This is a genomic window from Verticiella alkaliphila (assembly GCF_018904615.1).
GTDB lineage: Bacteria > Pseudomonadota > Gammaproteobacteria > Burkholderiales > Burkholderiaceae_B > Verticiella > Verticiella alkaliphila.
In genome coordinates, this window is sequence record NZ_JADCNH010000001.1 from 183,533 (window position 1) to 197,384 (window position 13,852).

The window sequence follows — 13,852 nt, forward strand, 5'->3', positions numbered from 1 at the left end:
CGCTGAATCAATGAATCAGCGCTAGCGAGGTAAGACAATAACTATAGCAGAGTTTTCCAAAGGTGATCAAGTGGACTTCAAAAATTCTTGACCGCCCAGATAGGGCTGCAACGCCGCCGGGATGCGGATGCTGCCGTCTTCCTGCTGATGGTTCTCGAGCACCGCAACGAGCGCACGGCCCACGGCCAGACCGGAACCATTGAGCGTATGCACGAGCTCGGGCTTGCCCTGCGCGTTGCGAAAGCGCGCCTGCATGCGGCGGGCCTGGAAGGCTTCGCAGTTGGAGACGGACGAGATCTCGCGCCACGCATCCTGCGCCGGGAGCCAGACCTCCAGGTCGTACGTCTTGGCCGCGCCAAAGCCCATGTCGCCCGTGCACAGCAGCATGACGCGGTACGGCAGCTCCAGGCGCTTCAAGACTTCCTCGGCATGGCCCACCATCGACTCCAGTGCATCGTACGACGCCTCCGGATGCGTGATCTGCACCATCTCGACCTTGTCGAACTGATGTTGACGAATCATGCCGCGCATGTCGCGACCGCCCGAGCCGGCCTCGGACCGGAAGCACGGCGTGTGCGCCGTCATGCGGATCGGCAGCGCATCGCCCGCCACGATGCTGTCACGCACCGTGCTGGTCAGCGTGATCTCGGAGGTGGAGATGAGGTAGGCGTCCTCGCCCTCGCCTTCCTCACCGGTTTCGCCGCCCTTGCTCACGGCGAACATGTCGTCCTTGAACTTGGGCAGCTGGCCGGTGCCGACGAGCGTCGAGGCGTTGACGATGTAGGGCGTGTAGCACTCGGTATAGCCGTGATCCTGCGTCTGCACGTCGAGCATGAACTGCGCGAGCGCGCGATGCAGACGGGCGAGCTGGCCGCGCATGAAGCTGAAGCGTGCACCGGAGAGCTTGGCGGCAGTGGCGAAATCCAGGCCGAGCGGCTCGCCCAGATCGACGTGATCACGCGGCGCGAAGCCCAGCGGGGCCGGATTGCCTTCGTCGCCTGCGGCGCCCGGCAACCAGCGGCGCACTTCGACGTTGCCCTCGGCATCCTCGCCCTGCGGCACGCTAGCATGCGGCAGATTGGGGACATCCAGGAGCAGCGCGTTGAGCTTGTACTGCACGCCCGCCAGTACCTCTTCGAGGTTCTTCAGCTCCCCCGGGATGGCCTGCGATTCGGCCATCAGGGCGCTGGCGTCCTCGCCTTGCGACTTGGCCTTGCCGATCTGCTTCGCAAGCGCATTGCGTCGGGCCTGCAGATTCTCGGTCTGGACCTGGACGCCTTGCGCTCGGCCTCGAGGGACTCGAACTGCTCGGCATCGAAGGAAAAGCCCCGGGACTGGAGGCGTTCGACGACGGCGGAGATGTCTTTGCGCAGCAGGAAAGGATCAAGCATGAAGTAACCAACGGAAGATGGCAGTGCCGCCGCGCCCGGACAAGCGCGGCGAGAAAGCCGTCATTCTACCCTCCCGCTTCCGTGCAAGCGGTGTCAGCCACCAAGGCGACGCTTGATACCGGCCACGCCCTCGTTACGCAGAATCTCCCAGCTGCGCTTGCCCAGGGCCAACGCCGTGCGCGGTTGCGTGAGCGACTGGCGCATCAGGCTGCGCATGCGCTGCCAATCGACCTCGGCGTTGCCACCGCGATAACCCGGGGTGAGCACCGAGGACAGCTTGCCCATAGCCTGCTCGCGCGTGGCCTCATCGAAGAGGCCGGGGTACTCGACCTTGCCCTGCTGACGCCACCAGACCAGGTAGCCTGTCGCGTCAAAGGGGTCGGGATAGGCGCGCTGCAGATCGACCCGCTCGCGGTACACCAGGCGCTCAGCCTTGCCGATCGGCGTGCCATCGGAGTAGCTGCCGTAGGCCCAGCGCTCTTTCGCAAGCGGGTCATGGGCCAGCGCTGCGGTCTCGTGGTCGTACCAGTCCACGAGCTTCTTGACCGAAGCGTTGTCGCGCGAATTCTTGGCCGCCATGATGCGGTGGGCGCCACTGTCAAAACCGGTGAAGTGGTAGAAACCGAGCGGTTCACCATCGACCAGATACTGTCCGTCCTCGCTGATGCTGAACTCGCGCGTGGTCAGATTCCATGTCGCCACGTTGTGACGGCTCGATCGCATGATCGCCACGTCCGTGAAGAAAGCGGGCACGAGATCGATCCAGCGTTGGTCCGTGAACAGACCGTTCGGGATGTCTGCGCGGCAGAAGTGATAGATGCGCTCGCCCCACCACGCGGCAAAGGCGCGACCGACATCCGTGGCTGCGACGGCCACGAAGCCCAGGTTGTAGATACCGTGCTTGAGGCTGCAGATCTCGTTGTCGATGACAGCCGGAAGCGACGTCTCCGGCTTCGTCTGATGCGGTGTGAGCACGATGTTCGCGCTGTCCAGTGCCTCGATGATGTCGTCCAGCGGCGAGAACGCGACCGTGTCCGGATCGAGATAGATCACCTTCTTTGCATCCGGCAAATCCAGAAGACGGCCCAGCACGAAAGGCTTGATGGCCGTGGCGAGCTCGACGATGGTGTGGCAGTACGCCCAACCCTTCCAGTCGGGGATCTCAAGATCGGCCACCGCCCAAACCTGGTCGAACGGCTCTTGGGAAAGGTCGATGTGCGGACGAAGCTCGTCGGCCAGGGCCAGGTGCAGTTTCCATTCCGGATGGTGCTTGCGGATGGACTGGAACAGCATCCGGACCTTCGGGATGTAGTTGAAAGCGGCGCTGGTGAAGACGTGAATGTCGGACATAGGAACTCAGGAAGCAAGATAGGTCTTGCGATGGAATGAAATGAGCTGATCCAGGACGGCCGCCGGATTCATGGAATCCAGAACACAGCCTTTGTCATAGATGGCCAAGCGTTCAGCCGGCGCCCCGAAATCGAAAGCGGCCACGGGCAGATGCAGATCCATCAGCTCCTGGACGACGAACGAGAACGTCTCCGGCCAGATGGAGGGGAACAACATCGTATTCGCACCCGAGCGCACGATCAAATCCGGCAGCTCGTCGTGGGCATAAGGTCCAGTCTGCTGCACGACATCGGTATCGCAGTTTGACTCGATCGTACCGATGACGACGATCTTGATATCCGACTGACGACGCTTGATCTCGGCGGCGAGCGCTTTCACGAAGGCCGAACCCTTGTGAAAGCCGATCTGCCCGACCACCCCGATGCGCAGTTGCTGGGTATTGGACACGTGCAACTCCCCTTTGCGCAGGTAGGTGGTGTCGTGCGGCACCACCGCCACCTGCGCCTGGGAGATCTGGGGGTAGATTTGGCAGAGAATGTCGGCGGTGCTCTGCGAGAAGGCGACGATCTCGTCAGCCCCTGCCAGCATGGCGCCCCAGAGATCCCGCCACGTCCCGATATCGCGTGCGGCAAAGAGAGTTGCGAACCCGTGGGGGTTAGCGGGCAGACAGGTCCTGCACACGCTCAGGTCCGGTGCCCCGCAGTACTTGCCACTGGCATCGATCAGAAAGTGTGACGGACAAGCCACGTAGAAGTCATGCGCTAGCACTTTCAGCCGTGCGCCAGTGCGGTATTTCACACTCAACAGCAGCTCCGGAATCTCTTCCGGACGGGCGAACGACACTGCCGTGTTGTAGATCACTTCCTTGACAGGCATGCTACTGACCGCCTCCACCAGGAAGCTCTTGCTCGGGACCGCCAAGCGCACGTCCAGGCGCCTATTGCGCAGGATGAGCACGTGCGTGAGCGTGGCCACGTGAAAGCTCAGGATGATGACCGATGCGCCGTGCGCGATCATCTCGTCGACCAGACGTGCGCGATAGTGATTGGCCCCGCCGCCCAGGTCGTGATCGACGATCAGACACAGCGTATCGAGCTCGGACTGACGGAAGTAGCCACCCAACTGTGAGGGGTGCGTCAGCGCAGCACGCGGCCGCCCTTTCAGGTAGCGCCGGGTCTTCTCGACAAGGCTGCGGAATTTCATAGCCTTGACGAGCCCGAATGCGCGGCGAGCGAGTGTCCGGAATTGCTGGAGCGCGGCGCCCCGGTGCGAAGCTGTTCTCGCGTCGCTGGCCATGACGAACTTGGACGCCGGGATCTGCGCCTCGACGACGGCACCATCGGCCAGCGTGACATCGAGGAAGACATCCGTGAGCGCCGCGCCCTGATAGGCACCGAACACGACGAAGCCGCTGTTGGACGCCCGGGCCTGCCCTGGAAAGGCGTGTCCGACGTCTTCACGCAACTTGCCGACGTCGGCCCCGATCGCCTGCGTGGCTTCCGTATCCTGGCAAACCAGGCGGATGCGTGCGCTGACAATCTCCTGCTGCTCGTGGAAGGCCCAGCCGAAGCCGAAGACCACGTTGTCCTTGATGATCAGAGAATCGACTGACCAGACCAGACCGCTCATGTCGCGTCTCCCGCCTTGGGCAGGAGACCCGCCGCGGCGAGCAGCTTGTAGCTGCGGCGCGCACGGATGCTGGCGAGCTCTTCGCGCAATGCCGCGAGGGCGGACTCCTGCACGCGCAGCAACGCCTCAAGGCTGGCCACGCGCGCGGTCAGGCTGGCCACGTGCGCGTCAAGGCCCGTGATGCTCGCCTGCGCCGCACCGGCAGCGGTCCGCGCTAACGCCATCTCGTCGTTCAGCTGTTGAATACTGGCCTCGTGGGCCGTCACGAAGCTTTCTGCCAACCCCTTTGCCGCGAGCACAGCAGACAGTTGCGTGTCCATGGCCTCGAGCTGCGCCAGACGCTCCAGCGCCAGCGTCTCGGCATAGGCTTTGGCAGCGTGCTCGGCTTCGGCACGGCTCCGCTCCTCGGCGAGCAAGGCTTCGAGGTCATGGATCTTGCGCGCCTGCCCCTCCAGCGCCTGCGCGAGTCGCTCTGCGCGCGGCGATGGGTAATCCAGACTCGCAAGATCACCGAGCCCCTGGGGCAGGATCTCAGTGGGGTACTGCGGCTTGTGCAACAGCAGTAGCGCCAGGGCATCGAGGGTGTCGATGCGCGGCAGGCCACAGGCATCGAGCACCGACTGGTACGTTGGCAGCTGTGCCTGTGGTAACAGCAACAGCCCACATTCCTGGCCGTTGCCGAAATGGTTGTTCTCAGATTGACGCAGATTGGCCGGATTGAAGGCCGGCGTCATCACGCCAAAGCTCGCATAGCCGTGCACCCTGGCCCAGGCCAGGGCGGCGCCGGATTTCTCGAGCGAATTGACTTCCAGAAAGAGGATGGGCGAATGGCGGCGAATCACACGCTCGGCACCGGCCAGCACGTCCAGCTCCATCCCCTCGACGTCGAGCTTGAGGAAATGCACCGGTCCGTCGAGCGGCACGTCATCCAGCGGCCAGACGTCGATGCCAGCATCGCCGCCCGCGGCCTCGAGCGAGGAGCCACCGCCATTGCCCTGCATCGGGCGCACGCTCAACAACGCTTTCTCTCGCCCCAACCCGAACTTGCGCGTGTCGATATTGCGCAGGGGCGCCTGCTGCGCATTGAGCGCGAGCAACCGATACGCGGCCTCGTTCGGCTCGAAGGCGCACACTTTGCCGGTCTCGCCCACCATGACCGAGAAAGCGCGCGCATGCGTACCGATGAACGCGCCGATATCCAACACGGTCTGACCCGGTCGGATGAAATGCGCCAACAAATCCAGTTCGACCTGCGCCCATTCGCCGTACTCGCGCAGCGAGTCGCCAATCAGGTCATTGCCATCAGGCACGGCAAAGCGCCCGTACCGTGCCTCGACCCATGCCTGCGTCGGCTCATCCATGCTCACCGCCCAATTCGATTCTGGAAACCAATCCGTGGACACCGCAGTATCCGTGTACCTGGCGGCTGCGCAACACTTCCAGCACCAGCGCGTCGTGTAACCAGTGCTGTTGCTGGTGCTCGTGCCCGAGGCCTTCGGCGAATGCCACGTTGACGGTGTAGACGCCTTGAATCAGCTGCGGCATGTCGAACTCAAAGTTCGCCACCGCCTTCTGGCCTGCCTCGAAACACAATCCATGCGAACGGAATGTACTGTCCGTGCCTTCAGTGAAGAGGAATTCGCCATGCCGATTCTTGAGCATGAAACCAAAGGCGGGAAACACCACCCGCTGATGGACATTGACCTCGATTCGCAACGACACGCGGTCCTCGGCCTTGAGCGCGTTCAGCCGGCGTCCGTCGGCGTCGAAGAAGCCCGCGTCGACGATGGTGGCCTTGCCTTCACCGAAGGCTCGCGCCTCCTGGTTGAACGGCGACACCGAGTACATGGCGGGGGCCTCAGGCTCGCCCCTGAACACGGTCTGCAGCGGCGCGCCTGCGCCCACGTCGTCAGCATCAGCCCCCGGATTGCCGCGCGAAGGATCGGCGTAGAGATCTTCCAGATAGACCTTGCAGACCTCTTCGGCCCCGCCGAAATAGGGTTTGCGCTGGTCCATCGGCGAGAGCAGCAATGCCTTTTCGCACATGCTGAGCACGGCAGCGGTGTCGTGTGACACGAGCAGCAGACTGCCGCCATTCTCGCGAAAGCGCTTGAGAAAGCGCATGCACTTCTGCTGGAAGAACACATCGCCCACCGCAAGGGCTTCGTCGATGACGAGGATGTCGGCATCAACGTGCGCGATCACGGCGAACGCCAAGCGCACGAACATGCCGCTGGAATACGTCTTCACCGGCTGCTCGATGAAGCGACCGATGTTGGCGAATGCGGCAATCTCATCGAATCGCGCGTCGATCTCTTCGGTCGTCAACCCGAGCAACGTGGCGTTCAGATAGACGTTCTCGCGGCCCGAGAACTCCGGATTGAAGCCTGAGCCAAGCTCCAGCAGCGCCGCCACGCGCCCGCGCACCTCGACGTCGCCGGCTGTCGGATTGAGCGTGCCGCACACGAGTTGCAGCAGCGTCGACTTGCCACTGCCGTTGCGGCCGACGATGCCCACGGCTTCGCCACGGCGCACTTCGAACCCGACATCGCGCAACGCCCAGAACTCGCGGAAGTAGGACTTGGCAGACAGCCCGACACTACGGCGCAGGCGCGGCATCACGAACTGCTTCAGGCGATCCCTCGGCTGTTCGTAGATGTGATAGCACTTCGCGAGCCCCCCGACCCGCATCACCCAGTCGTCAGAGGACATCGGCAAACCCCTTGCGCGTCTTCTGGAACCATGCGAACCCGACCCATGCGATCACCGCCGCTGTGATCCAGGCGAACCCGACGTAGCTCCAGTCCGGGGCACGCCCCCAGAACATCACCGCGCGCGAATTCTCGATGACCTGGGTCAACGGATTGAGCGAGAGAATGTGTCGGTACGCCTCGGGAACCGCCGTGGCAGGGTAAAAAATGGGGCTAAGGAACATCAGTGCCATCGTCAGCACCCCGATGATCTGCGCGACGTCGCGCAAGAACACGCCGAGTGAAGCGAGCGCCCAGCAGACCCCAAGGATGAAGAGACAGAACGGCCCGATGATCAAAGGCAGATAGAAAATCGTGGCGTGCGGCACGCCGAACATCACGACGTACGCTGCCAGCCAGACCGCCACGGTCACCACGAAGTGATACAGCGCGGACATCAGCGCGATCACGGGGAGAACCTCCAACGGAAAGACCACTTTCTTCACGTAGTTCGGGTTCGACAGGATCAGCGACGGCGCGCGGTTGGCGCACTCGGAGAACACGTTGAAAATGAGCAACCCGGCAAACAGGATCAGCGCGAACTCGGTCTTGGACTGGCTCGCCGCACCCCACCGAGCGTTGAACACCTCGCTGAAGACGAAGGTGTACACGGAGAGCATGAGTAGCGGATTGAAGAAAGACCACAGCAATCCCAGCGCCGAGCCGCGGTAGCGGCCCAGCACCTCACGCTTCGCCGACGCCCCGATGAGCGCGCGGTTGCGCCACAGACTGGCAACCAACTCGCGCGGGCTGGCAGAAAACGCTTGCATCAAGCAAAGACCTCAGCCTCGACCAGCAAGCGCCCCTGCGCGTCCTTGGCCGAGACGACCGGCTGCACGCCAGCGGGCCAATCGATCTTCAGGGCGGGATCGTCCCAGCGGATGCAGCGCTCATGGGCGGGCGCGTAGTAATCCGTGGTCTTGTAGAGGAACTCGGCACTCGCGCTCAACACGATGAAGCCGTGACCGAAGCCCTCGGGCACCCAGAGCTGGTGCTTGTTCTCGGCCGACAGGACGGCCCCCACCCACTGCCCGAACGTGGGCGAGCGCCGGCGCAGGTCCACGGCGACGTCGAAGACTTCGCCCTGCACGACGCGCACCAGCTTGCCCTGCGGCTGCTGGATCTGATAGTGCAGACCGCGCAGTACGTCCTTGCCGCTGCGGCTGTGGTTATCCTGCACGAAATTGACGGGCCGGCCGATGGCCGCTTCGAAGGCTGCCTGATTGAAGCTCTCGAAGAAGAAGCCCCGATCATCGGCAAAGACGCGCGGCTCGATCAGCACGACGTCCGGAATGGCAAGCGGCGTGGCTTTCATCGTTGCGTCTCCTTCAGCACGCGCAGGAGATACTGCCCGTAGCCGTTCTTGGCCGACGCCATGGCCAGCGTCTCGAGTGCGCCCGCATCGATCCAGCCCTGGCGATACGCGATCTCCTCGGGGCAGCACACTTTCAGACCCTGGCGGCTTTCGATTGTGGCGATGAACTGACCGGCTTCGAGAAGCGACTCGTGCGTGCCCGTGTCGAGCCAGGCGTAGCCGCGACCCATGATTTCGACGCTGAGTTTGCCCGCTTCCAGGTAACGGCGATTGAGGTCCGTGATCTCGAGTTCCCCGCGCGGCGACGGCGCGAGCGACTTGGCGTGATGCACGACATCGGCATCGTAGAAATACAGGCCGGTCACGGCGTAGCTCGACTTCGGCTGCTTGGGCTTTTCTTCCAGCGACAGCACGCGGCCGCTCGCGTCGAACTCGGCCACGCCGTAGCGCTCCGGATCGTTCACGTGGTAGGCGAACACGCTCGCGCCCTCCTCGCGCGCCATCGCGTTGGCGAGCAGGTGCGGGAAGTCATGGCCGTAGAAGATGTTGTCGCCCAGCACCAGCGCCGAGGGGCTGCCCGCCAGGAATTCTTCACCCAGCACGAAGGCCTGCGCCAGGCCGTCCGGCGAAGGCTGCACCACGTACTGCAGGTTCAGGCCCCACTGGCTGCCATCGCCCAGCAGATGCTCGAAGCGCGGCGTGTCCTGCGGCGTGCTGATGATGAGGATGTCACGGATGCCCGCCAGCATGAGCGTGCTGAGCGGGTAGTAGATCATCGGCTTGTCGAAGACCGGCAGCAGTTGCTTGCTGATGGCCAGGGTGGCCGGGTGCAGGCGCGTGCCCGCCCCGCCGGCGAGGACGATACCTTTGCGCTGAAGAGTCATGAGGGATTCCGAAGGACGTGATCGAGAACGCGGTCCACGCCGTCCTGCCAGGACGGCAGCCGCAGGCCGAACGTGCGGCTGAGCTTTCCGGTGTCGAGTTGCGAATTGGCCGGACGCCGCGCGGGCGTCGGATATTGATCCGTGGAGATCGGATGGATGTCCTGCGGGCCTGCCGCCAGCGCCCGGCCGGCCTTGGCCGCTCGGGCCACGACGTGCTGTGCGTAGGCGTGCCAGGTGGTGGCGCCTGCGGCCGTGGCGTGATAGAGCCCGTAGGGAAAGGCCGTCGGCGCACGCGAGGCCTCACGCACGAGCAGCGCGGTGAGGTCCGCGAGCAGATCGGCCGAGGTCGGCGCGCCCGTCTGGTCGGCGACGACGTTCAGCGATGCGCGCTGGCCGGCCAGGCGCAGCATGGTCTTCAGGAAATTGCCGCCGTGCGCGCCCACCACCCAGCTCGTGCGCAGGATGAGATGTCGCGAGCAGGCCGCCTGCACGGCGACTTCGCCGGCGAGCTTGGTGGCGCCATACACGCCCTGCGGGTTCGTGGTGTCGTCTTCCGTGTAGGGCTGCGTCTGGGTGCCGTCGAACACATAATCCGTGGAAAAGTGCACGAGCATGGCGCCCAGACGCTCGGCTTCCTCGGCCAGCACGGCAGGCGCGCGCACGTTCACGGCCTCGGCACCGGCGCTGTCGGACTCGGCCTTGTCCACCGCGGTGTAGGCGGCGGGGTTGACGATGACGTCAGGCTGCCACTCGCGCACGGCGCGGCGGATCGCATCCGGATCCTGCAGATCGCAGGCGTCGCGCCCCGGTGCCTGCACCTCGCCCAGCAGCGCGAGCGAGCGCCGCAACTCGTAGCCGACCTGGCCATTGCCCCCCGTGAGCCAGATCCTCATGCGCTGGCTCCGTAGTGCTTGCCCACCCATTCACGATAGGAGCCGTCCTGCACGCGGGTGACCCAGTCGGCATTGTCGAGATACCACGCCACCGTCTTGCGGATGCCGGTCTCAAAAGATTCCGCCGGACGCCAGCCGAGGTCGCGCTCGATCTTGCGGGCGTCGATGGCATAGCGGCGATCGTGGCCGGGGCGGTCCGTGACGTAGGTGATGAGTTCGTCGTAGCGTCCGCCATCGGCGCGCGGGCGCAATTCATCGAGCAGACCGCAGATGGTGCGCACGATCTCGATGTTCGGCTTCTCGTTCCAGCCGCCCACGTTGTAGACCTCGCCCAGTCTGCCGGCCTCGAGCACGCGGCGAATGGCGCTGCAGTGATCCTTAACGTACAGCCAGTCGCGCACCTGCATGCCGTCGCCATACACCGGCAGCGCACGGCCGGCCAGCGCGTTGACGATGACGAGCGGAATCAGCTTCTCGGGGAAGTGGTACGGGCCGTAATTGTTGCTGCAATTGGTGGTGATCACCGGCAGCCCGTACGTGTGGTGCCACGCGCGCACGAGGTGATCGCTGGCTGCCTTACTGGCGCTGTAAGGGCTGTTGGGCTCGGTGGCGTGCTGCTCGGTGAAGGGAGCGGCATCCGGCGCCAGCGTTCCATAGACTTCATCCGTGCTGACATGCAGAAAACGGAAGGCCTCGCGCGCATTGGGCGCGAGGGCGGCCCAATAGGACCGCGTCGCCTCCAACAGCCGGAAGGTGCCGACCACGTTGGTCTGGATGAAATCCTCGGGGCCATGGATGGAGCGATCCACATGGCTTTCCGCGGCGAAGTTCACGATGGCGCGCGGCTGGTGCTCGGCGAGCAGGCTGTCGAGCAAGGCGCGATCACCGATATCGCCCTGCACGAAGACGTGCCGGGCATCGTCACGCAATGCGGCGAGATTCTCGAGATTGCCCGCATAGGTGAGTCGATCCAGGTTGACGATCGGCTCATCGTGCCGAGCCAGCCAGTCGAGGACGAAGTTACTGCCAATGAAGCCGGCACCGCCGGTAACGAGCAAAGTCATGAATTCAGATCTTCTTCAAAACGGCGGCTGCGAGGAGGCCAAGATTGCCCAGGAGCGTTTGACGATGGATGCCGCAACGACAGAGCGAGACCACGCGCGGCACGAGCGACTTCTCGCGCGCCTTGGCGAACTGCTCCAGCAGCGCCCGATTTTCCGGCGTGAGTCGGTTCGACAGCGTGCGCAAGGCCGCGATGTTGTCGTCGTTCCATCGGCGAAAGCGCCCTTCCCACAAGCCGCGGATTCGCGTCCACTTGGAGCGCCACGTGACATTGGTGCCCAGGAGATTGGCGCTGTGCTGGCGATAGCGCAGGGACGGTTCGGTGTCGTAGATCACCCGGCCGCCGCAGCCTGTCACCACGAGATAGGCCCACCAATCATGATAGGCAGCCGGCACGCCCGGACCGGCCGCACGAATCAAAGCGCGCGCCGCCGCGTTGAGCACCATGGTGTTGCCGCCACCGATGCTCTGCACCAAGGCGTTGGCAAAGCTGGGCCCCTTGCGAAACAACGGCGACAGGCCCAGATCGGCATCGTGCTCGTCCACCAGCCGCGTGCGCGAGCAGTACAGCGCAGGCACATCGGCGGGCACCTCGCGCAACGCAGCCAGTGCGCGCTCGAGCTTGTCGCTCTCCCACACGTCGTCTTGGTCGGAATACGCGAGATAGTCGACGTGCGCATCGAGCGCATCCAGACACGTCAACTGCAGGAAATTCTTGGTCGCACCGGCACGTGGCCCTGCCAGGATGGTCAACTGACCAGGCCTCCACTGCCTGCCGTAATTTTCGAGGATGGCAAGCGTACCATCAACCGAGCCGTCGTCCGACGCCCAGACCTGCCAATCGGTATGTGTTTGTCGCGTGAAGGAGTCCAGTTGGCTCGCCAGGTGTTCGCTGCCCTGGTAGGTGCACAGCAGGATGCCCACGCGCGCGTGTGCCGCTGACGGCGCCCGGTCGACGTACGCATCGCCACCCGCAAACGGGCGCGCGCGGCTGCGCACCGCACTCACGTCCTGCGGGGCGTCCGGCATGAGCGGCAGGGATTGGCGGGAATTGACGACACTCGACACAAAGGTTCCGGCTGAAACAGGGCCGCAATATTTTAGACGCGGAAACCTGTCAGCGCAGTAACACTTGCATACGAATAATCCACTCAATGACTGCGTGCTGCGCAAATCGCGGCAGTGCGCACGCCCAGACGTCAGGAAGACTTGTCCGCAGCAGCGTCCAATCCACGAAGAAATGCGAGTTTTTCCTGAATCTTGGCTTCGAGTCCGCGCGGACCGGCTGATACCAGTTCGGGCGTGCCATGCCATCGGGCAGGTAGCTTTCGCCAGCGGCGTAGGCGTTTGGCTCGTCGTGCGCGTAACGGTAGGCCTTGCCGTGACCGAGCGCCTTCATGAGCTTGGTGGGCGCGTTTCTCAGGTGAGCGGGCACCTGGCGCGACGTGTCCTGACGCACGAAGGCGCGCGCCCGGTTGAAGGCCATGTAGCCGGCGTTGCTCTTGGCCGCCACTGCCAGATAGATCACGGCTTGTGCCAGCGCGAGCTCCCCCTCGGGCGGACCCAGGCGCTCGCTGGTCGCCGCCGCGTCATTGGCGATCTGCATGGCGCGCGGGTCGGCAAGCCCGATGTCCTCCCAGGCCATGCGCACGATGCGCCGGGCGAGATACCGCAGGTCCGCCCCACCATCCATCATGCGCGCGAGCCAGTACAGGGCAGCGTCGGGATCAGAGCCGCGCACGGATTTGTGCAGGGCGCTGATCTGGTCATAGAACGCATCGCCGCCCTTGTCGAATCGGCGCAGATTCTGCGAGAGCGCCGTCTCGAGCCATTCCGGGTCGACATAGTGGCGCCCTGCCCCGCGCGCCGCCTCGGCAACGACTTCCACCGCATTGATCACGCGACGCGCATCGCCGTCCGCCCAGGCGGCCAGCTGCACCTTGGCGTCGTCTGTGAACGTCAGCGCGGGCTCGACAGGCTCGGTGGCCGCCGAAGCTTCGCCGTCATCGCTGGGGGGCGGCACGCTGTCAGCCGCGATCGCCCGTTCGACCAGTTCGCCAAGCTCTTCCGGCGTCAGCGGTTGCAGGACGTAGACGCGGGCACGCGACAACAGGGCCGAATTCACTTCGAACGAAGGGTTCTCGGTCGTCGCGCCGATGAACGTGAAAAGACCGTTCTCCACGTAAGGGAGAAACGCATCCTGCTGGGCCTTGTTGAAGCGATGGACCTCGTCGACGAACAGAATCGTGCGCCGGCCACGGGCCCGAGCCGCCTCGGCCGCCACCACCGCGTCCCGAATGTCCTTCACACCGCCCAGGACCGCGGAAATGGCGAGGAACTGGGCATCGAACCCGTCGGCCATGAGGCGAGCGAGCGTCGTCTTGCCCACGCCCGGCGGCCCCCAGAAGATCATGGAGTGTGGCCGACCCGACTCGAAGGCCACGCGCAGCGGCTTGCCCGGCCCCAGCAGATGTGCCTGGCCCACCACGTCCGCGAGCGCACGCGGGCGCAGCCGCTCGGCCAGCGGCGCATGTGCGCTGAAGGCCGGATTGTCGCGAAAGAGGTCGGCCACGGTGCC

The 13,852-nt window shown here is 64.3% G+C and carries 11 protein-coding genes and 1 pseudogene; all 12 read right to left on the reverse strand.

Annotation, left to right across the window (positions count from 1 at the left end):
* Positions 1–66: 66 nt before the first annotated feature.
* The 12 genes and pseudogenes from serS to IMZ29_RS01120 all read right to left on the reverse strand — a co-directional run bounded on the left by serS (position 67) and on the right by IMZ29_RS01120 (position 13,846).
* Positions 67–1,391, reverse strand: a pseudogene (gene serS / locus IMZ29_RS01065) (serine--tRNA ligase).
* Between the two features lie 93 nt (positions 1,392–1,484).
* Entirely contained in the window at positions 1,485–2,741 is a 1,257-nt protein-coding gene (locus tag IMZ29_RS01070; protein ID WP_216179366.1) for a glycosyltransferase family protein, read from the reverse strand.
* 6 nt (positions 2,742–2,747) lie between these two features.
* Complete coding sequence (locus IMZ29_RS01075) at positions 2,748–4,370, reverse strand: glycosyltransferase (protein ID WP_216179368.1); 1,623 nt, start codon at positions 4,368–4,370, stop codon at positions 2,748–2,750.
* The gene (locus IMZ29_RS01080) at positions 4,367–5,731 is read right to left on the reverse strand and encodes an FkbM family methyltransferase (protein ID WP_216179370.1); all 1,365 of its coding nucleotides are present in this window, start codon (positions 5,729–5,731) and stop codon (positions 4,367–4,369) included. The genes IMZ29_RS01075 and IMZ29_RS01080 overlap by 4 nt, the downstream gene beginning before the upstream one ends.
* Positions 5,724–7,082, reverse strand: coding sequence for an ABC transporter ATP-binding protein (locus IMZ29_RS01085; protein ID WP_216179372.1), 1,359 nt, complete (start codon positions 7,080–7,082; stop codon positions 5,724–5,726). The genes IMZ29_RS01080 and IMZ29_RS01085 overlap by 8 nt, the downstream gene beginning before the upstream one ends.
* Complete coding sequence (locus IMZ29_RS01090; RefSeq protein WP_216179374.1) at positions 7,072–7,890, reverse strand: ABC transporter permease; 819 nt, start codon at positions 7,888–7,890, stop codon at positions 7,072–7,074. The genes IMZ29_RS01085 and IMZ29_RS01090 overlap by 11 nt, the downstream gene beginning before the upstream one ends.
* Positions 7,890–8,435, reverse strand: a complete 546-nt coding sequence (gene rfbC / locus IMZ29_RS01095) for a dTDP-4-dehydrorhamnose 3,5-epimerase (RefSeq protein WP_216179376.1) — start codon at positions 8,433–8,435, stop codon at positions 7,890–7,892. The genes IMZ29_RS01090 and rfbC overlap by 1 nt, the downstream gene beginning before the upstream one ends.
* Positions 8,432–9,319 (reverse strand): glucose-1-phosphate thymidylyltransferase RfbA, encoded by an 888-nt coding sequence (rfbA, locus tag IMZ29_RS01100; RefSeq protein WP_216179378.1) that lies wholly within the window; start codon positions 9,317–9,319, stop codon positions 8,432–8,434. The genes rfbC and rfbA overlap by 4 nt, the downstream gene beginning before the upstream one ends.
* Positions 9,316–10,212 (reverse strand): dTDP-4-dehydrorhamnose reductase, encoded by an 897-nt coding sequence (gene rfbD / locus IMZ29_RS01105; protein ID WP_253206625.1) that lies wholly within the window; start codon positions 10,210–10,212, stop codon positions 9,316–9,318. Before rfbD ends, rfbA begins: the two co-directional genes overlap by 4 nt.
* Positions 10,209–11,276: a dTDP-glucose 4,6-dehydratase gene (rfbB, locus tag IMZ29_RS01110; protein WP_216179383.1), complete on the reverse strand. Its 1,068-nt coding sequence runs from the start codon at positions 11,274–11,276 to the stop codon at positions 10,209–10,211. Before rfbB ends, rfbD begins: the two co-directional genes overlap by 4 nt.
* A gap of 4 nt (positions 11,277–11,280) precedes the next feature.
* Positions 11,281–12,342 (reverse strand): glycosyltransferase family 2 protein, encoded by a 1,062-nt coding sequence (locus IMZ29_RS01115; RefSeq protein WP_371820053.1) that lies wholly within the window; start codon positions 12,340–12,342, stop codon positions 11,281–11,283.
* Positions 12,343–12,391: 49 nt separating this feature from the next.
* Positions 12,392–13,846, reverse strand: coding sequence for a replication-associated recombination protein A (locus tag IMZ29_RS01120; protein ID WP_371820054.1), 1,455 nt, complete (start codon positions 13,844–13,846; stop codon positions 12,392–12,394).
* Between the last annotated feature and the right edge of the window lie 6 nt (positions 13,847–13,852).